The organism is Marinobacter azerbaijanicus (assembly GCF_030250645.1).
Lineage (GTDB): Bacteria > Pseudomonadota > Gammaproteobacteria > Pseudomonadales > Oleiphilaceae > Marinobacter > Marinobacter azerbaijanicus.
Map to the genome: position 1 here is coordinate 213253 of NZ_JASSVS010000001.1, position 21705 is coordinate 234957.

Consider the following 21705-nt stretch of genomic DNA (forward strand, 5'->3'; position numbering starts at 1 on the left):
CAAAAGGGTCCGGACACTACAATGCCAAAGCCACTACAAAGGCAACGGCACTTCATCACAGCGAAACCAGCAGGCAATGCTGTACCGGGTGCGGTTGGCCGGCAGCACCTCGTGTGGTATTTCCTCGCTCATGAACAGGGCCATGCGCCCTTCCTCGGGAAGCACTGAGCCGCAGACTTCGTCTTCATTCTCACGATTGTAAACCTGCAGGGCGCCACCGTCGGCTTCCTCCCAGCCTTCATTCAGGTACAACACCAGGCTCACAACCCGCGATGCCCTGCCCTGGAAGCTGTCCACATGACGGCGATAGAAATCGCCCTCATGGTAAGTGGCGTAGTGGGCCTCAAAGCGCTTGAGCCCGAGAAACAGGCGCTGGTTAAGCCCAAGCCTGACCGACTCGAAAAAGCCAAACAGCTCGGCCTGTACCGGGGTAATACCCTGCAGCCAGGCGATCTTGTCGCGGCGCACTGACCGGTCCCGCTGCAGACCCGCCCCACGCCCGACGCCAGCCCTTCTGAGCGCTTCTGTACGGTCCAGAATATGCACTTCATTGCGCAGGCCGGCCAACAACTCCGCACCCAGACGTACCGCCACGTCCTGGCTCATCCAGCCATGCTCAGTCAGTCCATCCGCCAGCTCATCAAGCCAATGATCGCTGACGACGGGTTCTGGCTCATTGTGGGGAAGAATGGGGGCGACAAGCTGGTTATTCATTAAACAGACTCCGGCTGGGACAGGCGATTTTATGCCGGTTTCTCGCCGTAAAGACAGTTTTAATTTACCCTGACGGTAAGCAAATGCCGTAACACAAACCCGCATTCATGCACTTACGTTGAAACGCAGTAACGAGGCAGCAAGTGACACTAAAACCAGGGCACTGGTCGTTTACCCGCTGGACAACCGTCGGGCAATTGGAGGCTATCGAAGTACGCCACCCCCGATTCCGCGCCCGCGTCTTCCTGCAGGGGGCCCATCTCACCCACTTCGCCCCCACCGATGAGCAGGACTGGCTGTGGGTCAGTGACACCGCCCGCTTCGAACCGGGCCGGGCGATTCGCGGTGGCATACCGGTATGCTGGCCCTGGTTTGGTGTACCTGAGAAAAACCCACCGGAAGTAAGGCGGCGGATACTGACCGATGCCTCCCATGGCTTTGCCCGAACGGCGGTATGGAAGCTGGAGGATGTTCGCGAGACCGCGCAGGAGGTAGAGATCAGCCTCTCCCTGGACGCCAACAATGATTTCGCCGATGTCTGGAACGGGCACGCACGTTTGCTGATGACGTTCAACTTCTCGACGGACGGCTGCCAACTGGCTCTGAGCACCACGAATGCAGGGGCGGATCCCCTTGCTTTCAGTCAGGCGCTCCACACTTACCTGCCCACGGCGGATATCCGCCAGACCCGTGTCGAGGGGCTTGAGAACTGCGGCTACATCGACTCCCTGAACGACTGGAGTTACCACAACCAGCAGGGGCCCGTGGTGTTCAACGGGGAAACCGACCGCATCTACGAAAGCGGAGGGGATCTGGTTATCTCGACCCCGGCAGGAAAGCGGTCGTTGAGCGCCATTGGCAGCGACTCCACGGTGGTATGGAATCCCGGCCCGGAAAAGGCCGCACGACTGTCGGATTTCCCCGATGAGGCCTGGCAGTCCATGCTGTGCGTCGAGAGCGCCAATGCCCTCAGTGATTACCGGGTGCTTAATGAAGGCCAAAGCCATACCCTTGGCGTTATGATTGGAAGAGTCTGAAAAATCAGGGAGCCCACATGGGTCTAGCATCGTTTCTGAAATCCAGGCTGATTCCGGCGGAGCTGGACAGCCACATCAATCGAATACGCAAGCCGATCGGCTCGCTTGGGTATGACCCCTGGGGCTACAACAACGAAGTCATGAAGTATGGCTTCTCCCTGACTCGCCAGCTGTACGAGAAGTATTTCCGGGTGGAAGCCACCGGCGTTGAGAAAATACCGGCGGACGGGCCCGTTCTGATCGTTCCGAATCACAGTGGACAATTGCCCATTGATGGCCTCCTGATCGCCTATGCCCTCGCCTCCCGCGAGACCGATCCCCGTATCCCCCGGGCGATGATCGAACGTTTTTTCCCCACCGTGCCTTACCTTGGCAATCTGCTGAATGAGTTTGGAGCGGTACTCGGGGACCCGATCAACTGCGCCAAAATGCTGGCCAATGGCGAGGCAGTGATCGTGTTTCCCGAAGGAATTCGCGGTTCCGGCAAGCTCTATCATGACCGCTACCAACTCAAGCGGTTCGGCAACGGCTTCATGCACCTGGCGATGAAGTACAACGCGCCCATCGTTCCCGTGGGCGTGGTGGGCTGTGAGGAAACCATACCCGCCATTGCCAACATCAAGCCGCTGGCCAACCTGTTGGGCATCCCCTACGCACCAGTCGCCATGCCCGTCGTACTGCCGGCAAAGGTTCATCTCAACTTTGGCGACCCAATGATCTTCGACGACCGGGAAATCCCGGAGGAACAGGTCACTGACAGGGTGGAACAGGTAAAAGCGGCAATCAGTGAACTGATCGACACCGGACTGAGCGAAAGGAAAAGGCTGTTCTGATGGACGAACAACGCAGACCTCATATTCTTGTTACCGGTGCCGCCGGTGCCCTGGCGCAACAGGTGATCGAACGCCTGCGGGAAACCTGTAACCTGGTTGCAGTGGATTTCCGTGAGCAGGTTTACCTGGGCGACGACATCCCCAGCTACTGCATTGACTTCAACAAGCGCTCGTTCGAAGACCTTTTCCGGCGCTACCGCTTCGATGGTGTTATCCACCTGGGCCGCATCATGTCCAGCCAGCTCACCCGCATGCGCCGGTATAACGCCAACGTGCTGGGCACCCAGAAGCTGCTGGACCTGAGCCACAAATACGGCATAAAACGGATAGTCGTGCTGTCCACTTTCCACGTCTACGGTGCCGTGGCCTACAACCCAGCCCTGATCGACGAAGAGGCTCCGCTGAAAAGCGCCGGCCTGAGCGCAGACCTGATCGATTCCGTGGAACTGGAAAACCTGGCCAACATCTACCTGTGGCGGTATCCGGATCTCAACATCACCATTCTGCGGCCCTGCAATATCGTGGGCCCGGGCGTACGTAATTCCATCAGCACCCTGCTTGGTATGGAGCGGGCGCCGGTACTGGCGGGTTTTTCACCGATGATGCAGTTCATCCATATCGACGATATGGCCGATGCGATCGTGCTCACCTATAACAAACCACAACGGGGCGTGTTCAACGTAGCGCCAGAAGACTGGGTAGCCTATCAGCACGCCCTCAAGCTCTGCGGTTGCAAGACAATACCGATCCCGTCGATCCCGCCGGTATTGCCCAAAATGATACTGAGCACCCTGAAGCTGCGAAGTTTTCCTTCGTATCTGATGCACTTTTTCAAGTATCCTGTCGTCATTGACGGCAGAGCGTTCGCCCGGGAGTTCAATTTCACCCCCAGGCGGCCGCTGAAAGAAATATTCCGGTTTTACCGCGAGAACAAAAAACCGGTGTGAGTTTATGGCGCATAACGCAGGACGCGAGCCATGTTGGACGATTTCAGCCTGATCAGTCATTCCACGGCAGCCATTGCCTATGGGTTGCTTACGCTCCTTATTGCCACGCGATACCTGCGCCGCGATATCGACCGGACACTGCTCCTGGCTTCCCTCGTCACTCTGGTCTGGGCAGGGTCACTAGTCACCCAGAGCCTGTGGGAAGAGCCTGGATTCTTCATTCGCTACCTGCTGGAACTGTTGCGGAATGCAGCCTGGATCACCGTTCTGTTCGCACTGTTACGGGATTCCTTCCGTACCGGCAGCATGGTGGGTCGCCTTCGCCGCGTCCTGGCAACGGCCACGGTTATCCTCATCGCTCTGCTGCTGAGCTCCGGCATTCTGGAATACGCTTACGAGCTGACCCTCCTGGATGGCAAGACCAAGGTGGTGGGCCAGATAGCCCTGTCTCTGCTCGGGCTGTCCCTGGTTGAGCAGATATGGCGTAACTCGCTGTCGTTTGGACGCTCCAGCATGAAGTACGTCTGCATTGCGGTCGCCAGCCTGTTCGCCTTCGACTTCTTCATGTACGCCGACGCCCTGCTGTTTGGCCAGGTGGCGGACTCCTTCTGGAACGCCAGGGGCCTGTTCAACGCTGCGCTGGTGCCCCTGTTTGCGGTCAATGTCATCAATACCCGTAAGCAGCCGGTGGATTTCCAGCTATCCCGCTCAGCCGTATTCCACGCAGGCACCCTGTTGCTGGCGGGGGCTTACCTGCTGTTCCTGGCGCTCGGAGGCTATTACGTAAAAGCCCTCGGCGGCGACTGGGGCGAGGCCCTGCAGGTACTGTTCTTCACCATTGCGCTGGTGTTCCTGGCAACCCTGCTCACATCGCGGCGGGTCAGAGCCCGGCTGATGGTGTTCATCAGCCAGAACTTCTTCGACTACAAATACGATTACCGGGAAGAATGGCTGAAGATGACCCGCGAAATGGCGGATCTCAGCGACAACCCACCGTTGCCTGAACGGGTCATCCGCATCCTTACCAGCCTGGTGGAAAGCAACGCTGGTGCACTGTGGATTCGGGAAGATCAGGGGGAGTTCCTGCTCAAGACCGCCGTCAACCTGGTGACCCCGAAATACACGACCATCGATGCCGACTCGGAACTGATCCGCTTTTTCAACGAGCGGGAGTGGATCATTGACCTCCACGAGTACCAACGTGACCCGATCAGCTACAACCTGCTGGAGATTCCCGACTCGATCTCAAAGATTCCCGATGGCTGGCTGGTCATCCCCCTGTACCTCAGCAACGATCTCTATGGCATCGCCATGATTGGCAACCCCTATGCGCGAGTGGAACTGAACTGGGAAAACTTCGACCTGATCAAGGTGGTCGCCCGGCAGACCTGTAACCTGCTGGCCCAGGCCGACGCCCAGAACCGGCTCTCACGGGCCATGCAGTTCGAGGCCGTCAGCAAGGCCTCCGCCTTTATGGTGCACGACCTGAAAACGCTGATCGCGCAACTGTCGCTGTTGGTGAAGAACGCTCCCAGGCACCGGGACAATCCGGCGTTTATTGACGACATGATCAACACCACCGACCACGCCGTCCGCAAAATGTCCAACCTGGTGGACCATATCCGCCGGCCGGCCGATGACACCATGGTGACCGAAGTGGTGGAACTGAACGAGGTTGTCGCCAACCTGGCGGAACACTATGGCCGCCGCCAGCCGGTACCAAGGGTTGTGGAGAACCCGGCAAAGATCTACATCAAAGCCGACCGGGAACAGCTCTACAGTATCCTTGGCCACCTGATACAGAACGCTCAGGACGCCACACCACCGGAAGGTGAGGTCACCCTTACCCTGAAAACCGCCAGGGGCAATGTGGTTCTTTTCATCCAGGATACCGGTAGCGGCATGACCGATGAGTTCATCCAGAGCCAGCTGTTCAAGCCCTTCGAGAGTACCAAAGGGCTCACCGGCATGGGGATTGGCGCCTATCAGGCCAGGGAATACGTGCGCAACGTGGGCGGCAATATCGACGTCACCAGTGAACCTGGTCTGGGCTCGTGTTTTTCAATCCGGTTCCCTCTCGCCCCGCTGAAACCGGAGCAATCACCAGCGGAATCAGAGCCGGAACGCCTGATTGTCGGCGACGCAGAGCCACGCGAGAATGCCAAATAGTTGACGGGGATTAAATCCAACGAACACTATCATTGCAAAGTGTCAATGTTCGGTTAAGAATCAGGGGTGAGAGGATTCACCGTAGTAACATCACAATATCGAAAAGGGATTTGTAGCCGTTGTGAGTAGACGACTTTTAATCGTAGAAGACGACCCAGGCCTGCAGAGCCAGATGCGCTGGTGTTTCAGTGAGGATCTGGAAGTATTTGTTGCCGCAGACCGGGAGTCTGCCCTGGCAGCCCTGCGACGAAATGAGCCCGATGTCATCACCCTGGATCTGGGCCTGCCGCCCGACCCCGGTGGAGCATCAGAGGGATTCCTGTTGCTGGAGGAAATCCTTCGGCTGTCCCCCATGACCAAAGTCATCGTGGTCACCGGCCGGGAAGACAAAGAAAACGCCGTGAAGGCAATCGGCATGGGCGCCAGCGACTTCTATCAGAAGCCCCTGGACGCCGACATTCTTACCTTCGTGGTCAATCGCGCGTTCCGGCTGGCCGAACTGGAGCGGGACAACCGCGAACTGGCACGCCAGCGCAACGGCACCAACATCAAGGGTATTGTGGCTGCCAGCCCGCAGATGCTCGCTGTTTGTCGCACCCTTGAGAAAGTCGCACCCACTGACGTAACCACCCTGATTACCGGGGAAACCGGCACCGGCAAGGAGCTCCTGGCCCGCGCGCTCCATGACCTGAGCCATCGTGCCGAAAAACCATTCGCAGCCATCAACTGCGCCGCCATCCCCGAAAACCTGCTCGAGAGTGAACTGTTCGGGTTTGAGAAAGGCTCATTCACCGGTGCCACCCAGGGCAAGAAAGGCAAAATAGAAAGTGTCAACGGCGGCACCCTGTTCCTGGACGAGATTGGCGATATGCCAATGTCGCTGCAGGCCAAGCTGCTACGGTTCCTGCAGGAACGCGTGGTGGACCGGGTTGGCTCGGTGAAACCGGTACCGGTAGACGTACGGGTGGTCTGTGCCACCCACCGGAACGTCCAGCACCTCATCGACGAGGGCACCTTCCGCGAAGACCTCTACTACCGCATCAGCGAAATTACCGTGGATGTGCCAGCCCTGCGGAACCGGGAAGGCGACTCCCTGGTGATCGCACAGTCGTTGTTGCAGTCCCTGGGCAAACAGATGGACCGCCCCAACCTCTCGTTCACGGAGGACGCCATCAAAGCCATCCAGAGCCATCCCTGGCCCGGCAATGTGCGGGAAATGATCAACAAGGTGAAACGGGCCACCATCATGGCGGACGGCAAACGGGTGACCGCCGCCGACCTGCAGCTCAACTGTGACCTGGAAGCCCCTGAGAGCCAGCTGAATCTGAGGCAAGTGCGTGAAAACGCCGAGCGTGCCGCGATTCTACAGGCGCTTCAGTCCTGCAGCTTCAACATGGCGCAAGCCTCGCGCCTGTTGGGCATCACCAGGCCAACGCTTTATAACCTGACCGACAAATACCGCATAGAAACGTCACCCGAATCTTCAAGTGCCTGAGTAGCAGGCAAGGAATCCATAACAAGACCCAGAAAGGAAAGGAACAGGGCCATGAAACCAGTGTCAGCAGTACGTGCCACCCTTCTTTCAGTTGCCATCTCGCTCGCCTTCGTCGGCTGCAGCGGTGACAGCGATGAAATGAGCCAGGAGGAAATCCAGTATCTTAGCCACCTGGATCAGTCGCGCTTCTTCCAGCGGCAGGGTGAGCTCAAGGCCAGTACTCTGGAGGCGCGAAGTGCGATTGAAATGCAGCCAAACCGCATCGAGCCCTACCTTGTGATTATCAACAACCTGCTCACCGCCGGAGATGCACGTAACGCCGAACGGCAGCTTGATGAACTTCTCTCAGACGTTGGCGAACAGTCCATTAGCCAGCAAAGTCTCAACGATGCAGCCCTGATCCGCGCCGAAGCCAGACTGATGCAGCAGGAGTACGACGAAGCACTGGCTACCCTCGAAGAACTGAAAGAACCGGACCGTGTTCAACGTCTGGAAGCCGCCCTGCTCCGGGGCGACATCCACCTTGCTGAAAACCGACTGGATGCTGCCAGAAGTGCCTATTCCACAGCCCGGGAAATCGATTCGAGCACCGCCGAGCCACTCATCGGGCTGTCGAAAGTTGCGTACAGTGAGAACAACCCGGAGGAAGGTGACGAATACATCGCCGAGGCAGAGGCACTCAACCCGGACAACGTGGAGCTCTGGCTCTGGAAAGCGAGGCTGGCTCACGCCGCCGAAGAATGGGCCGAAGCAGAACAGGCCTATGTCAACGCCCTGGAAACCATCGGCCAGTATGACGTGATGACCTATCAGAAGTATCAGACCATGTCGGCGCTGATCAATGTTCTGCGGGAACAGGGCAAGTCGTCGGAAGCCTTTGTCTACGAAGAAATTCTTGCCAAGTCTGCGCCAGGTACCATCAAGAGCAACCTGACAGCAGCGCAGGAGGCCTTCAACGACGGCGAACTGAACAGTGCCGCCCGTTATCTTGAAGAAGTACTGGCCCAGGCTCCGGGCCACGAGCAGGCCTCGTTGATGCTGGGCATCATCCGCTACCGCCAGGGCCAGCCCAAGGAAGCAGAGGCTCTGCTGGCGCCTGTCGCCGACATGGGGGATTCAGACCAGGCCAGAAAACTGCTGGCAGCCACCCGCCTTCAGATGCGCAATCCTGAAGGCGCACGGGAAATCCTCGCCAACCTGGAAGACCAGGATTCAGACCCTGAAACCCTGGCGCTGGTGGGTATCGCCTCGCTGGTCAGCGGCGACACCGAGAGCGGTGAACAGTTCATCGAGAAATCCCTGTCTCTGGCGCCTGACAACAACAGCCTGCGGCTGCGCTACGCAACGTACCTGCTTCGTCAGGGCAAAACCGACCGCGCCATTGCCCAGGCCAACCAGATACTGGAAACAGACCCGGAATCGGAACAGGCGAGATTGCTGATTATCCAGGCCCACGTATCCGCTGACGATTACGAGACCGCCATGGCAGTCGCGTCCAACTGGGTGGAGGAGCAACCCAAAAACGTTGCCGCGCTGGTTGCCCGTGGCAACGTCGCCGCTAACGCCGGCAATGTCGAAGAGGCCAGAGAGTACTTCCAGAAGGCAGTAGAGGCAGACAGCGAGAATCCCGGCCCACTCAACGCGCTTGGCAATCTGGCGCGGTCCCGCAACGAGATGGATCATGCAAAAGACTACTACCGCCGGGCAATTGAACTGTCACCGGACAACCGCCAGGCACTGCAGGGCCTCTCTTCTGTAATGCCGCGGGACGAGCTGACCGGGCTGATGGAAGAGGTTCGGGAGCAACACCCGGACGCCTACGGCCCAAGGCTGGTACTGCTGGAATCGGCGCTGATTGAAAACAACACCCAGCGGGCCGATGAGTTGACGGCGGGACTGCTTGAACGGGAAGACGAGTCCAGCCCCGCCCCGGCTGAATCACTGGTTGCCTCCGTGTATCACGGCATCGCCACCCAAATGGCCCAACGGGAACACCTGGAACAGGCCGCCGATATACTTCGTCGGGGGCGCATACTGTTCCCGGAGAATGAAGAGATCGGCATCCAGGCAGCGGCTATCCAGTTCACCGAAGGGAATACCAAAGCAGCCCGGGATATCCTGAGGGACGTAAAACAGCAGCATCCGGAATCCTCTGCCCCCTTCCGCATCGAAGCACGCTACTTTGAAAAGCAGGAGGAGTACCAGGAAGCCGCCGAGCTCTATGAGCTTGCCCTGCAACTGGAACAGACCACAGAACTGGAAGTGGCCCGCGCTCGCGCCCTTGCCCGGGCCGGACTGCGCAACAGCGCGATCGAATCCCTCGAAAACGCACGCCAGGCATTCCCACGGGACCCTCAGATATTGATGAGCCTGGCAATGCTGCAGCAGGAGAACAACGCCCCGGAAAAAGCGGCCTCAGCCTACGAAGCGCTGCTTGAGTTGGAGCCGAAGAATGTAGTGGCCCTCAACAACCTGGCTTGGATATATCACCAGCAAGGCGACGACCGCGCCATGGATCTGGCCAGACAAGCTTTCGAAGTGAACTCCGACAACGCCGCCATTGCTGATACCTATGGCTGGATCATGTTCCAGGCGGGGCAAACGGAAGAAAGCCTGCCGGTGCTGGAAAAAGCCCACGAACTGCAGCCGGATTCCGAGGAAATCGCCATGCATCTGGCGGAGGCTTATCGTGCTTCCGGTCGTGATGCGGATGCGAAGCGGATTCTGGAGAAGTTTGGGGAGCGGGGGTAATCCATACAATAAACAAAGAGTATAACCACCGCCGCACCATGCCTAAACGTTCCTAGAACCCGCTGGCAGCTACCGGATTGCCCAACAATACTTACCTCATGGAATTATTGACCTCAAGAGCCCGGCGGGAACACCTCCCCCGGGCTCTCATGGAAGGAAGGGTGGCTTATGTCGATAAGCAAAGTTCTGGGCCTTGGAAGCGCCGTCATTCTCATCACTGGCTGTCAAAGCTGGCAGTTTCGGGATATTGAGAGACTCCCACCCACAGCAGCGATTCCCCAGGAAAGCGAACCAGGAAAAGTGGATGTATGGTATTTCGACGGTATATCCGGGGAGACCGTGGACAGCCTGACCAGTGCGGCGGCGTATCCGGACTCGCCCAGCGAAATTACCGAGTTGAACCAACTGGAGAACCTGCAGAACCGGGCAAACAATTACGGCACATTGATCCGCGGCTATATAGAAGCACCGCAAACCGGCGAATATACCTTCTATGTGGCCGGAGACGACGAGACCCAGTTCTGGCTTTCCGAGTCCGAAAACCCGGATCTTGCCAATCAGATAGCAACCACCGGAAGAGCTACTGCTATTGGGGACTACACCCGCTACTCCTCACAAACCTCTCCTTCCATGTACCTTGAAACCGGACGCCGGTACTACTTCGAGCTCCGGCATAAGGAAGGTGGCTGGGATGATCACTTCAGCGTGGCCTGGGAAGGCCCGGGAACCAGCCGCCAGGTGGTCAGTGGTGATTATCTCCACAGCTATGCACAGCAGACGCCCGCTGCCGAGAAGGAACTGACCCCCGAAGAGGCCTATGAAACGGGTTACCGGGTGGGTTTCTTTGACGCTGAACAGGGCCTGGCCTTCACCCCCGACTACCCTCCCCTGGACGCAGACGGTGACGGCCTCTATGACAACTGGGAAGTGGTCTACGGCCTCAGCCCGGTAGATCCGGCCGACGCCAACTCGGATCAGGACAACGATCTTCTCAATGCGCTGGATGAGTTCTGGAGCGGGACCGACCCCACCAATTCAGATACCGATGGTGACGGACTTCCCGATGGTTACGAATTCGCCTATGGCCTGAACCCCCGGGACCCATCAGACGCAACTGTTGACCTGGACGGTGATGGCTACAGTGTGCTGGAAGAATACCAGGCCGGCACCGACCCGACCGATCCTGCCGACACGCCGGTGCAGGAACCGGAGTATACAGGCGGCTTTGTCGGCCAGTATTTCAGTGGAACCGGGTTTGACGAGTTTCTTTACACCCAGAAGGATCCGACCATCCAGTTCAACTGGGGCAGCGGCAGCCCCTCACCAGATATACCCAATAACAACTTCAGCATCCGCTGGCAGGGATGGTTTGTGCCACCCCATACCGATGGCATCCAAAGCTATCAGCTAACAACCCGCACGGATGACGGCGTGCGCCTGTTTGTAAACGGTGAGCTGGTGATCGACCAGTGGAAGAATCAATCTGCCACGTCCTACTCTAACGAGCTGAGTGTCGGGCCTGATGAGCGCGTCGCTATTACCATGGAATATTACGAGGCTGGGTGGGACGCATCAGCAGCATTTTCCGTAACGGATCAGCAGACAGGTACAGAGCTCGATGCCAGTACCGTCATTGAAAGCCTTGACCTCACTACCAGCCCCGAGATCAGCTCACTGGGCGACGGCATCACTGACATCTACAAGCTACGTTATGGTCTACCCCTGTTGCAGCCCACTGCAGACCTGGTACTCAATAACGAAGGGGTAACCGTATTGGAGGCCTATCAGTCGGGCCTGCACCCATACACTCTGGAAACTGTCAGTGAACCTGACGCCCCAATCACGGAAACTGCGCCCACAGAGCCAGCAACCTCCACCGTGACACTCAACTGGACCGCACCAGGCACCCGAGTAGACGGCAGCAGTATCTCGCTGAGCGAAATCAGCCACTACGAAATCAACTACGGCCAGTCGACGGATTCTCTGGATCAGGAAGTCCGCGTAGAGGCCGACGACACCTCGTACACCCTGGAAGGCCTGGCCCAGGGAACCTGGTACTTCACGATCCGCGTAGTGGATACCGACGGCCTCACCAGTCAGGCGTCCGATACCGTGGAGGTCCAGGTGCAGTGACCTGTTCTCCTGGAAATACTCTTGTGGCGGGGCCGCCAACAGAGCCGTCACTGGAGTTTTTCCAGGCCACGATCCCAAGGCGTCCAAATACTTTACACCTCTACAGCCTAATCCATTTTTTTTCTTTTATTTACAGCATCTTAACTATTGGCACGCTAACTGCATTCTTAAAAGTGAATAGAAAAGATACCGCTCACTGGAGGAGTGAATAATGAGATTATCCACAACAAGCATGATCTTCGCAGCAACGTTTGCCGTTTCCGGCTTTGCGAGTGCTGCCTATATCGATACGGATGCCAGCGGACCCAATGCAGGCACCTATACCGTTCCGAGCGATAACAGCTATGCCAGCGGAACCACGAACCCCGGCGGAACCTTTGTTGGCACCCCGGAATACAGTGTCGGCGATTCTGCACTCTCTGGAAACAGCGTGGTGTTCTCGTCCAACGACAAATTCAAGTTGACATTCACCTTCATCGGCTATGAAGCTGGTTGGCAGAATGTGTTCCTTTACAACGGTGTGGAAATTTTTAACACCTATGACTCCGGTACTGTTGGGAATACTTTTTCCACGGTCGTAACCGGAACAACAGGGGCTAACCTCGACTTTGGTTTTGCCACCTACAAGTTCTCAGGATCAGTTCAAGATAGCCAGGACAACGACAGTACAAACGACTCGACGTCGTTTAACTTCGTTATCAATGAGCTGGGCGAAGACTCTCTACTCTTGAGTCTTGACGACGACAACCAGGTCGACGATAACCACGACGACATGTTGATCAAAGTCCAGGCATCAAAGGTACCGGAGCCGGGCACAGTGGCACTTCTGGGCCTTGGCCTTGCCGGACTGGCCCTGCGTCGCAGAGCCAAGAAGTAATGGTGTAATAGCGCAAGACACATTGTGCTAGAATGGAAGACCCTGCCTACCGGCAGGGTTTTTTTGTGTCATTGGAGCGACGAATCTCAGTGCTTGTTGAAATTGTTTACACTCTTTCAGGCCGGGGACTGGTCAAGGATGCCGACCTTCTCAAAGATGTCATTGGTTCTCTGGGGCATGATGTTTCAATAAACGCATTGCCACGCCAACACCCACTACTGACGCATCTCTCAGGTAAATGGGGGCGTGCAACAAAGCGGATTCCCTCCCCGCGCCTCCTTCAAATGATCAATTCACTGCAACGAAAAATATGCCGCCTTTTTCACAGTAATGCCCTGAACGCAGATCTTGTCATCCATCTGGAAAACATTCACCCACGCTATATCAACCCACTTTGCCCTAACTGGCTGATTCCCAATCAGGAGTGGTTTCGCCCCGAGCGCATCCATTACCTGGAAGATATCCAGTCTGTCCTTTGCAAGACGCATGCTGCAAAGGAATGCTTCAAATCACTTCACCCAGATGTGCGCTTCCTAGGCTTTTCAGCGCCGATTGCCACGCACTTAAGCGACTGGCAACCGCCTGATAGGAATCCCGACCGTATTCTTCATGTAGCAGGCTCCAGCCCGTTTAAAGGCACTGACGTAGTATTGGAGGCCTGGAAGAAAAATCCAGAATGGCCATGCCTTACGCTAGTAGCAAACATTCCGCAAATTGGAGTTCGTCTTCCTCCCAACGTCGTGCTGAAAAGTAACCTGAGTGAACCTGAACTACAGGCCCTATGGCAGGAGGCCGCCATTGTCGTTAACCCGTCGGAGGTTGAAGGCTATGGTCAAGTACTGGCGGAAGCGATGTGTTACGGGGCCGTCGTCATTACCACAGACTCTCCCCCGATGAATGAGCTGGTGAGCAATGACAGGGGATACCTCGTGCCGTACACGGAGACAGCGTGCTTCCGGCTGGGCATGCGATACAAGGTATCCGCAGAGAACCTTGAGCAGGTAGTTAACCGGGCGCTCAACGATTCAGGCGAACTGAGGGCTCAGAAAGCGAGAAATGCCCTCGACTGGACGAGAGACAACCACGAAGCCTTTATACGGCGGCTGGAGCATTACCTGAATTCGGCAATACCTAATGCCGGAAGCGCTGATCAATCTTCCGGACAATCGCAGGCATAGTATTGTCGACGAACATCGCAAGAGCATCTTCGCCGTTACACTTCTCACAGGCCACACCAAATACCATGAGAGAGGCGTCCGTCCGGGGATTGAAGAATCCCGCCACCTGCGCAAGCTTGGCCCGCAGCTGGTCAGTTTCCCATAACCCTTCCACGTAATAGGTGTAAGCAATATGGACGTTCTTACCAGACCTTGGATTCTTTAGCGTAAGACCCTGAAGCGGCGTTCCACCAGGTGAGCTCATTCGGAAAAAACGCTCGGGAACCCATTCATCCCTTTCATAGAGTCGATTCCAGTACTGGACCAACTCAGCCCGGTGCCTCTGGTACTCGTAGCCATAAACCCCGAGAAACAGGGATTTTTCAGGACCGCTTCCCTCAGCAACGCTTTGGCGATCAAACATTGTCTGGACAAAGGCTACGTCGGGGTTACGAACCTGAGGCCGCCAGCCATTCAGATGGTTGCCGAAAAGTGGGGCATACCGATTATGCTCGAAGTCAATGGCAAAACGCTCAGGTTCTTCAAGAACATACCCATCAGAGTTGGGCAAAAACCCAAGTACGAGCAGGGGCAGAGCGGCGGCCACCAAGGCGCCTGGCCACCGTCTGCCAAGCTTCGCAGGCCCGGCTTCAACCTCTGAACCAGTGGCCTGTTGTTCAATTCTGGTCACTTCCAGTTTTCGGCCAATAATGAACAGTGGCACCAGTGTAGCGGCAAACACCCACCAACCGAAGTTATCGTGGTCTTCAATCAGGCCCGTTTCCATGTTGGTCTCGTAGCCCATATAAATAATCACGAACACCCGAATCCAGTTTGCCAGCAACGCAAGCGCCACAGCTATCAGGAAAAAGACAATCCTCGAACGCACGCATCTGAAGTTGAGTTCTCCGTATAATACGGCAAGAGACTGGCCAACCAGGAGGTATCTCAGGCCCGAGCAACCGTGGGCTATCTCGAAGGCGCCTACGCCGATGAGGTAGACAAAAACACCTTCCACCTCAAAATTAATATCAAAAAGCCCCAGTAGCAGTTTATTGGTTTCAACGGTGACTAACTGGAGGGTCCAGGAAAGGTAGTCCCATACTGGCACCGCGAAGAAAAGAACGCCGACTGGAATGATGAACGCCCTCACCTGTCGCCAGCCCAGCAGAATGACAAGAGCCCCCAGCAAAAGAGGAACCACGGTTAACTCACGCAGTGCCTGCAAGCGTAAAAGATCACCAAGCCCGTAGGCGATCAGGGCAAGTGCAAACGGCGCCAGCCACCACGGGTAAAACCCCGTGACAGGCGAAGTCCGCTTAGCCGCCCGCACCGTCAGAACGACGGAAACCAGAAATAGCAGAAAACCGTGAGAGTAGGATTCATCGAACTTGACCCAACGGCTGACAATACCCTCAACGGTGGGCCATATAAGCAGGAAAAGTGCCCCAAAAACGAAAAGGAATGGGAAAAAAGCCTGGATGAAACTCCGAACGTGAATCCTTTCAATCGCCATACATCTAAATCCCTTAGGTACTTGCCTATCCCTTCACCATTGTGCCTGCCAGTCGAGGTTTTTGCCACGAATGGATCACAACCCCACCCTGCGACTGAAAGCCCTCGCTACTGACGGCGGGCTGGCTGCCTGAATACGATACAAAGCCTTGAGCAGAGGGTTACGGACTACCTGGAACGTAGAGAATTTTACCGTTTCGCCATGAAAATGGGATTTATAGAAGTGCTTCTTGCCCGTTCCAGCCAGCAGATCATACGCACTTATCCTTTCGTTTCTGAAGGCGGACTCAATAGCGTATCCCAGATGAAGATATCCAAGGGATACTTTTGCATCAAAATCCTCCTCGTACCCGGCCTGCAGATTATACCGGCATCCACCAACCACCAGATCATACAGCGCGGAAACGCATCGCCCATTATACAGAATCAGACTCATGGCTGGCTCACCCCCGCACAGGTGTAGCCTTTGTAGAAGCAGTCGATGAAACCTCAGTGCCTCCCTGTCGAACGCTGGTTTGCGCCAGCGATTCCGGTGAAACGCATTCAGGTGATTGAAAAAGTCGCCGTCTCGGCCTTCTTCATGGCCCTCGAAAGCAAGTTCACCCTGCTTCTGCAAGTATCCCCTGCGGTTATAGGCTTTCAGCCGGGTATTCTTTCCAAGCTCGCCCAACCAGTCAGCAAAAGAACCAGCCGTGTTAATGCGAACGCCTCTGTCCTCGGTACGGTGGATAATCCGGTAGCCCTGTTGACCACCAAGGCCCCGTGCCCCCAGATTTTCTAACTGTTCCGTAGGCACATCCGAACAGACCAGCTCATCCCAGGCAAGCTGTTTCAGTGCAGGGACAATCACTGCCATGACCTCGCTCTGATATCCCCGGCGAGCGATGATTCCGCAATACTCCGTCCTCACCGTTGGCGCAAGCCGCCAAGCGTTGCCGATCATATACAGACGGACAACCCGAACCCCTGCAGGCGTCACCAGGACCCGGCGGCAAAAGGGGCCAATGCCAACAAGCCTGCTCTGCTGATCGAAGACGCCCAGCAGCACCAACTCCATACCCAGAACCTGAGACCAGGTTTCCCACCAGCTATACAGCCAGGGCCAGCTCATGAACAAAGGATTGGCATCAGACGCTTCAAGACAAGCTTGCCATTCCACCGCCATGGCCGAAAACCCAGCCTCGGAAACCGGTCTGACAGTCAGCATGATGCGTGCTCCCTCGCCACCCCAGGCAGGGTTTCCGTGGCGTAAAAATCACTGGCTGCCTGCAGAAATTCACCATCGGAATCACCAGCCATAATGAACCAGGCGGGCTTGTCGGAAGCGTCGACCACCCCCGGTTCGTAGATATAGAAGCGTGGCCGGCCCCTGAGCTGAACAAACCCTTCAGCCTGGAATGTTTCTGCCAACTCGGGATCTGAGGTAACTGAAATTACCTGATTAGCGTGGGGCCAGTGCCGGACTGCAGCTCTGACAAGAGTACGTTTAAGTGGGCGATTACGGAACGGGCCACAGTAATCCACAATACGAAGAATACCCCGGCTGAAGCGGGTAACCAGAATTGCCGCCAGTTCATCATCCTGCCAAGCACAGATAAACCCGTACCGACCCAACGGGTGCCGCTGGTAACGCCAGTCAAGGTATGCAAAGTCTCTTTGAATAGCTCTTCCGTACTCAGGAGCACAATGCGCCCACAACGCGTCAACCCGCTTTTCTTCTGGTAAGCTTGAGCGCACGTCAACGTAAGTATCTGCTGCATCCGGCTCAGCGGAAAAAGCCAGCCGAAGCTTGTTCAACCACTGAAGACCAGTCATCAACCAGCTACGAACCCCCTTGCGCTGACGCACCATCCTGAAACTTCTTACCGAGTCATCTGGTACCCAGCCCAGATGACGAAGCACTGTGCAGGCGCGGTTACTGATTCCAAAGGCCATAATCACAGGCGCTTTCCTGTGAAGTTCGTGCTTGATGGCACTGCCCTGCCCCTGTCCGCGCCAATCTTCAGAAAGAAAAAAATCACAGCTCCATAGCATCGTTACAGCCTTCCCCCGTTCGGTCGCACGAACGGGCATTACACCGTTGAACCCAACCACTGTGTCTTTGTCATCCACCAGCACAACAGGCGTAAAAGCCAGACCGAAGGGATTGGACTCAAACTGCCATTGCCACAAATCCGTCTTGTAAGGAACATCCCTGAAAAGACTGAGCACCCCCTCGCGATATTTCGAGTGCCAGGGGACACACCTGGGCAGACCGTTACCCTCCGGCAATTCACTCACGTTTTTTTCATTCAGCATCATCTTCGGGGCACCATAACGCGATACAGCGCTCTCCACACAACCGGATCCAGTGGTGCATTTCTGAACGCACCTGAAAGAGCGGTAAATGCTTTGCTGCGTTCACCGGCGCTGGCCAGATACCTGGCCTTGCGACAATAAAACCTGGCCAGCCCCCAGCGCCGATCGCGTGGTGCCAATGCATGACCGTACCGATCCAGAAACCGCTTGATGATGAGCTCATTTGCTTCAAACCGGCGCCGTTTATCAGACGAAATCTGATCGGCCATCACTCGGTAAGAAGCCACAATGCCAGGCAAGTAATGAAACCGATATTTCGCAGAGAATCTAAGCCAGAGTTCGTAATCATCAGCAACACCCACAGAGGTATCAAAACCGCCCATTTCATCAAAGCACCGACGCTTCACCAGCGCCGTCGTGATACTGACGCTGTTATCTGCGAGCAACTGACGGCTGATGTGCCCGGAATAACGGGTCATGTTTTCCAGGCTAATGACCACACCCTGCTCATCAACCATGGCTTCGTCACCATGGACGACATCAATATCCGGGTTCGCATCAAAAACAGCGACCTGTTTCTCAAGTTTGTCCAACGACCAGATATCGTCTGAATCCAGAAACGCGATAAACTCTCCATCGCTCTGAGCAAGCGCGAAATTGCGGGCAGAGCTCTGCCCCTGGTTTTCCTGATAAAAGTACCTGACTCGCTTGTCAGCAAGGAACGCATCAACCACTGCGCGGGTATCGTCCACCGAACCATCGTCCACAATAATCAGCTCAAGGTCCTGGTAAGTCTGAGCCAGGACACTTGAAACTGCCTCGCCGATGAATCCGGCTCGGTTGTATGTGGGCGTAATGACGCTGATGGCTGCCATCAAGTACTCCTGAAACGGTTCACGGCGATTATCTGCCTACAAGCAGCTTGGCCAATGCGCGCCATGGTCCCTGCCACCAGGGATAATATTTAATCCCTTTCGTAATATCGGAAAAGGCACCCCTGAATGATTTAATGGAAATTTCATAACGCGCTTTTCTGATATAAAAATGACTCAGACCTCTCCTGCGTTGCTTGCTCGTAACAGCATCGGGATACTGTGCAATAAAATCCAGAAGTAGTCTTTCGTTACCAAGGAATCGCTGTTTTTTATCGGATGAAATCTGATCTTCCATGATTCGATAGTAACCCAGAAACTCAGGGATATAACGGAATTCAAATCGTGTGGAAAACCTCAGCCAGAGCTCATAATCTTCCGCTATACGATCCGACTCGTTAAAACACCCCAGCTCGTCAAAGCATTTTTTCCGGGTCATGGTTGTGTTCATGCTAATGAAGTTATCTTTTAAAAGATGAAATGTGATTTTACCGGAATGACGTTTCATATTACTCTTACCGATCTCCACACTCTTTTCATCAATCAGTATGATATCTCCATAGACAATATCCGCCTCGGGAAAATTCCTGAACTCCATAATGGACCGGTCCAGCTTATTCGGGCACCAGGCATTATCAGAATCCAGAAAGCAGATAAACTCCCCATTTGACTCTGCAATACCTTTATTTCTCGCCACACTCTGTCCCTGATTTGACTGATAAATATACCGGATCCGTTGGTCTTCCAGATACGCATTCATCAACGCCTTCGTGCCATCGGTTGAGCCGTCATCAATAATGACAAGCTCAAAATTCTGATAGGTTTGACCAAGAACGCTATCGATGGCCTCAGGTAAATAATCAGACCGATTAAAGGTAGGTGTGATGATTGAAACTAACGGATTTTCATTGGACAAAATTATTTCCTTTAATTCTGTGACTGAACCATCTAAGCCGTATAGGGTGTTTGATGTTCACTCAGCCTAGCCACGCCTGAAACATCAGAATGCCCCACAGCTGAAAACTGTAATCTTCCCTGCCAGACAAATGCTCCTCCCAGAACCAGCGCACGGTCTCAACCTGCCAGTAGCCCTGTTCACGAAGGCGGGAAGGCTCGAGTAACGCCTCTGCCCATTCCCGCAGTGCCCCACGCAGCCAGCTGGCAATGGGCACTGCAAACCCCTGCTTGGGGCGGTCTATCAGTTCCCTCGGCACATGGCGATAAAGCACCGAGCGCAGTACCTGCTTGCCTACTCCATCCTTAACGTTCAGCTTCGTTGGCAGCCCTAAAGCAAAGGACACCACCCGGTGATCCAGCATGGGAATCCGGGTTTCCAGGCTGCAAGCCATTGCTGCGCGGTCTACTTTTACCAGAATGTCATCGGGCAGATACCAGTTCAGATCCCGCCACATCAGCGTTTTCAGGTCATTGTCCGGAACCGACTGCGGCAGGGGTGCATTAAGGCCATAGATTGGTTCATCCGCCATGGTCAACGCCTTGCCCGGGTATGGCCAAAGCGACACCCTGCGACGGTAGAACTCCGATAAATTCCCCGCACCCGCGACGGCTCGGGTCGCATCCAGCCGGAAACTGACTCCCCCTTTACTGCGATGTCGCTGGGACGGCATCAATGCCCGTGCAGCGAGCACTGATAAGCTTTCAGGCATCCTTGCAAACAGGCTTTCTAGCCTTGGCTTTATAGCCCCCCGACGATTCCACGCGTCAACTGTTCCGGGATATCGGGTATAGCCACAAAACAGTTCGTCGCCGCCATCACCAGACAGCGCCACGGTCACCTTCTTTCGGGTCATTTCACTGACCAGAAACGTGGGTATCTGGGAAGAATCCGCAAAGGGTTCATCGTACATTTTTCCCAGCAACGGGATTACCTTGAGGGCATCCTGCTCTGTCACATACAGCTCAGTATGATCAGTGCCCAGATGCTGTGCCACGGCGGCTGCATGTTCCGCTTCATTAAACCCCTCTTCGTTAAAACCGATACTGAAGGTCTTGACCGGGGTCGACGCCTGCTTCTGCATCAGGGCGACTACGGTTGAGGAGTCCACCCCACCGGAGAGAAAGGCTCCCAATGGCACATCAGAGACCATCTGCTCGCCGACCACCTCCGTCAGCAGTGTTTCCAGGCGATCCGCAGCCGTCTCCAGGGTCCAGTCCTGCGACTCTGCAAACTGGTCTTCAAGGCGCCAATAACGGGTGGGTTCCGGCAAGTACCCCGGCTCAAGACGGGCGAGATCGATAGCCACAAATGAAGATGGCGGCAGCTTGGATATTCCGGAATAGATTGTGTGTGGCGCAGGAATCAGATTGTGCCGAACAAGCAACGGCAAAGCACTGCGGTTAATCTCGCCTCGCCAGTCAGGATGTTGCTGCAAGGCCTTGAGCTCCGAACCAAATACAAGGGCATTGCCCTGCCAGCCATAATAGAGGGGCTTCTCACCCATGCGATCGCGAGCCAGGAACAACTGCTGTTCCTGCTGGTCAAAGAGTGCAAAGGCAAACATACCAGCGAACCGCCCAAGCGCTTCTTCCACCCCCCAGGCCTCAAAAGCTGCAAGCATTACTTCTGTGTCCGAATGGCCGCGAAAATTTGCTCCACCGGCCAGCAGTTCGTCTCTCAATACCTGGAAGTTGTAGATCTCACCATTGAAGGCAATCACAAATCGGCCGGAAGCCGAAGCCATGGGCTGGGCTCCAAGGGGCGACAAATCCAGAATGGACAACCGGCGATGAGACAGGCCTACGGTGAGATTACCGTTCAGCCATACCCCCCCATCGTCCGGGCCGCGGTGGACAATGGCGTCACCCATCTTCCTTAGGGTTACCTCGACGAGGTCCTTGTTGTTGTTACTTTGACCGGTCCCGGCAAATCCTGCAAAACCGCACATT

At 55.6% G+C, this 21705-nt stretch carries 16 protein-coding genes; 9 read left to right on the top strand and 7 right to left on the bottom strand.

Going from position 1 to position 21705, the window contains the following annotated elements:
- Positions 1 to 33: 33 nt before the first annotated feature.
- The gene (locus QPM17_RS01005; RefSeq protein WP_285388000.1) at positions 34 to 714 is read right to left on the bottom strand and encodes a 2OG-Fe(II) oxygenase; all 681 of its coding nucleotides are present in this window, start codon (positions 712 to 714) and stop codon (positions 34 to 36) included.
- A gap of 143 nt (positions 715 to 857) precedes the next feature.
- Between QPM17_RS01005 and QPM17_RS01010 the strand changes: the two genes are divergently transcribed.
- From QPM17_RS01010 to QPM17_RS01050, 9 genes are all read left to right on the top strand, one after another.
- A complete protein-coding gene (locus tag QPM17_RS01010; protein ID WP_285388001.1) occupies positions 858 to 1751 on the top strand; it encodes a D-hexose-6-phosphate mutarotase in 894 nt (297 codons plus the stop codon).
- Positions 1752 to 1768: 17 nt separating this feature from the next.
- Positions 1769 to 2584 carry a lysophospholipid acyltransferase family protein gene (locus tag QPM17_RS01015; protein ID WP_285388002.1) on the top strand — a complete coding sequence of 272 codons (816 nt, stop codon included), beginning with the start codon at positions 1769 to 1771 and terminating at the stop codon, positions 2582 to 2584.
- Positions 2584 to 3531 (top strand): SDR family oxidoreductase, encoded by a 948-nt coding sequence (locus tag QPM17_RS01020; protein WP_285388003.1) that lies wholly within the window; start codon positions 2584 to 2586, stop codon positions 3529 to 3531. Before QPM17_RS01015 ends, QPM17_RS01020 begins: the two co-directional genes overlap by 1 nt.
- Before the next feature lie 30 nt (positions 3532 to 3561).
- Positions 3562 to 5700: an XrtA/PEP-CTERM system histidine kinase PrsK gene (gene prsK / locus QPM17_RS01025; RefSeq protein ID WP_285388004.1), complete on the top strand. Its 2139-nt coding sequence runs from the start codon at positions 3562 to 3564 to the stop codon at positions 5698 to 5700.
- 121 nt (positions 5701 to 5821) lie between these two features.
- The gene (gene prsR, locus QPM17_RS01030) at positions 5822 to 7195 is read left to right on the top strand and encodes a PEP-CTERM-box response regulator transcription factor (RefSeq protein ID WP_285388005.1); all 1374 of its coding nucleotides are present in this window, start codon (positions 5822 to 5824) and stop codon (positions 7193 to 7195) included.
- Positions 7196 to 7246: 51 nt separating this feature from the next.
- Positions 7247 to 9946 carry a tetratricopeptide repeat protein gene (locus QPM17_RS01035; protein ID WP_285388006.1) on the top strand — a complete coding sequence of 900 codons (2700 nt, stop codon included), beginning with the start codon at positions 7247 to 7249 and terminating at the stop codon, positions 9944 to 9946.
- Positions 9947 to 10114: 168 nt separating this feature from the next.
- Positions 10115 to 12079 carry a PA14 domain-containing protein gene (locus QPM17_RS01040; protein WP_285388007.1) on the top strand — a complete coding sequence of 655 codons (1965 nt, stop codon included), beginning with the start codon at positions 10115 to 10117 and terminating at the stop codon, positions 12077 to 12079.
- Between the two features lie 211 nt (positions 12080 to 12290).
- The gene (locus QPM17_RS01045) at positions 12291 to 12956 is read left to right on the top strand and encodes a PEP-CTERM sorting domain-containing protein (RefSeq protein ID WP_285388008.1); all 666 of its coding nucleotides are present in this window, start codon (positions 12291 to 12293) and stop codon (positions 12954 to 12956) included.
- 32 nt (positions 12957 to 12988) lie between these two features.
- Complete coding sequence (locus QPM17_RS01050; protein WP_285388009.1) at positions 12989 to 14134, top strand: glycosyltransferase family 4 protein; 1146 nt, start codon at positions 12989 to 12991, stop codon at positions 14132 to 14134.
- Here the strand turns inward: QPM17_RS01050 and xrt are convergent.
- From xrt to asnB, 6 genes are all read right to left on the bottom strand, one after another.
- Positions 14088 to 15629: an exosortase gene (gene xrt, locus QPM17_RS01055; RefSeq protein ID WP_285388010.1), complete on the bottom strand. Its 1542-nt coding sequence runs from the start codon at positions 15627 to 15629 to the stop codon at positions 14088 to 14090. The genes QPM17_RS01050 and xrt overlap by 47 nt on opposite strands.
- A gap of 75 nt (positions 15630 to 15704) precedes the next feature.
- Entirely contained in the window at positions 15705 to 16835 is a 1131-nt protein-coding gene (locus QPM17_RS01060) for a GNAT family N-acetyltransferase (RefSeq protein ID WP_285388011.1), read from the bottom strand.
- Positions 16829 to 17929, bottom strand: a complete 1101-nt coding sequence (locus QPM17_RS01065; RefSeq protein ID WP_285388012.1) for a hypothetical protein — start codon at positions 17927 to 17929, stop codon at positions 16829 to 16831. The genes QPM17_RS01060 and QPM17_RS01065 overlap by 7 nt, the downstream gene beginning before the upstream one ends.
- A complete protein-coding gene (locus QPM17_RS01070) occupies positions 17926 to 18801 on the bottom strand; it encodes a glycosyltransferase (protein ID WP_285388013.1) in 876 nt (291 codons plus the stop codon). Before QPM17_RS01070 ends, QPM17_RS01065 begins: the two co-directional genes overlap by 4 nt.
- A gap of 28 nt (positions 18802 to 18829) precedes the next feature.
- On the bottom strand, positions 18830 to 19714 hold the full coding sequence (locus QPM17_RS01075; RefSeq protein ID WP_285388014.1) for a glycosyltransferase: 885 nt from the start codon (positions 19712 to 19714) through the stop codon (positions 18830 to 18832).
- Between the two features lie 61 nt (positions 19715 to 19775).
- Entirely contained in the window at positions 19776 to 21704 is a 1929-nt protein-coding gene (gene asnB / locus QPM17_RS01080) for an asparagine synthase (glutamine-hydrolyzing) (protein WP_285388015.1), read from the bottom strand.
- Between the last annotated feature and the right edge of the window lies 1 nt (position 21705).

Coding starts and splice junctions, on each gene's coding strand:
- QPM17_RS01005 (WP_285388000.1), bottom strand. CDS start 714: ATGAATAACCAGCTTGTCGCCCCCATTCTTCCCCACAATGAGCCAGAA.
- QPM17_RS01015 (WP_285388002.1), top strand. CDS start 1,769: ATGGGTCTAGCATCGTTTCTGAAATCCAGGCTGATTCCGGCGGAGCTG.
- QPM17_RS01020 (WP_285388003.1), top strand. CDS start 2,584: ATGGACGAACAACGCAGACCTCATATTCTTGTTACCGGTGCCGCCGGT.
- prsK (WP_285388004.1), top strand. CDS start 3,562: ATGTTGGACGATTTCAGCCTGATCAGTCATTCCACGGCAGCCATTGCC.
- QPM17_RS01035 (WP_285388006.1), top strand. CDS start 7,247: ATGAAACCAGTGTCAGCAGTACGTGCCACCCTTCTTTCAGTTGCCATC.
- QPM17_RS01040 (WP_285388007.1), top strand. CDS start 10,115: ATGTCGATAAGCAAAGTTCTGGGCCTTGGAAGCGCCGTCATTCTCATC.
- QPM17_RS01045 (WP_285388008.1), top strand. CDS start 12,291: ATGAGATTATCCACAACAAGCATGATCTTCGCAGCAACGTTTGCCGTT.
- QPM17_RS01050 (WP_285388009.1), top strand. CDS start 12,989: ATGGAAGACCCTGCCTACCGGCAGGGTTTTTTTGTGTCATTGGAGCGA.
- xrt (WP_285388010.1), bottom strand. CDS start 15,629: ATGGCGATTGAAAGGATTCACGTTCGGAGTTTCATCCAGGCTTTTTTC.
- QPM17_RS01060 (WP_285388011.1), bottom strand. CDS start 16,835: ATGCTGACTGTCAGACCGGTTTCCGAGGCTGGGTTTTCGGCCATGGCG.
- QPM17_RS01065 (WP_285388012.1), bottom strand. CDS start 17,929: ATGATGCTGAATGAAAAAAACGTGAGTGAATTGCCGGAGGGTAACGGT.
- QPM17_RS01070 (WP_285388013.1), bottom strand. CDS start 18,801: ATGGCAGCCATCAGCGTCATTACGCCCACATACAACCGAGCCGGATTC.
- asnB (WP_285388015.1), bottom strand. CDS start 21,704: ATGTGCGGTTTTGCAGGATTTGCCGGGACCGGTCAAAGTAACAACAAC.